A 983-nucleotide genomic window follows, 5' to 3' on the forward strand; every position below is an offset into this window, starting at 1 on the left:
AATGTATAGATTAATAGATCATAAGCAGAACATACTTAGACCAAAAGGTGATCAGAGTTTTCACACAGTCTGGGCACGTGCCAGACTCTAACTTCGAGTCTGGCTTAGGTTCAAATTTAAGCATCGATCTGTTCTGATACTTCTAACGCATCATCAACTTCTATTCCCAAGTACCTGACAGTGCTCTCTAGTTTTCTATGGCCAAGTAGAAGCTGACAGGCTCTTAAATTTTTAGTTTTTTTGTAAATTAGTGATGGTTTGGTACGTCTCATTGAATGAGTGCCATATTGAGTCTTATCTAACCCAATTGAGGTGACCCAAGAGTCAACTATACGTCCATATTGACGGGTTGAAAGGTGTTCAGAGGAATGAATTCGTGACTTAAACAAGTAATCATAAGAATTGAGAGTAAATTGCTCTATGAGCGCCACAATTGATTTCCTTGTATTTCCAGTAATTTCAAATTGAACAGGCATACCAGTCTTTTTTTGAACGACTATTGCCCGTGATTGGATTGCTTTACCATGTGCAATGTCATTAACTTTTAGTGAAACTAAATCACACCCTCTTAGTTTGCTATCTATGGCTAGGTTAAATAGTGCTAGATCTCTTATTTTATGAAAAAGTTCCAGTCGTATTCGGATAGCCCATATTTGCTGTAATTTTAGAGGTAACTTTTGTCCTACAAGCTTATTTTTATTCCAAGGCTCTTTAGGCTGATATATAGTTAACTGGTGCATTAGTTGTACTCCGGTGTTTATGGAGTTTTAAGCTTAGCTCGCTACAAAAGAATTCGGGTATGAGCGATCAGCAGACGGTCGATCAAAATCATTTTTGTCCAGAGGCAAGTTATAAATGTAACTCGCCTTTGCCCCAAAACGAGTTAACGTAAATGCTCTAAGGGCAGCTTTGAGCGATAACCGGACACTGAAAAAGTTAAATTTATTCCTGTGTTTTAAGTAGAAATCTAATTTTGTCCAATA

The 983-nt window shown here is 37.3% G+C and carries 2 protein-coding genes; both read right to left on the minus strand.

Annotated features, from left to right (window positions below):
- Positions 1-116 precede the first annotated feature (116 nt).
- Positions 117-740, minus strand: a complete 624-nt coding sequence (locus MTN96_RS36810) for a tyrosine-type recombinase/integrase (protein WP_004589486.1) — start codon at positions 738-740, stop codon at positions 117-119.
- Positions 741-773: 33 nt separating this feature from the next.
- Positions 774-983 (minus strand): hypothetical protein (locus MTN96_RS36815; protein WP_248534843.1); only part of this gene is annotated, 210 nt, incomplete at its 5' end.

It is taken from the genome of Pseudoalteromonas sp. 2CM28B (assembly GCF_023161935.1).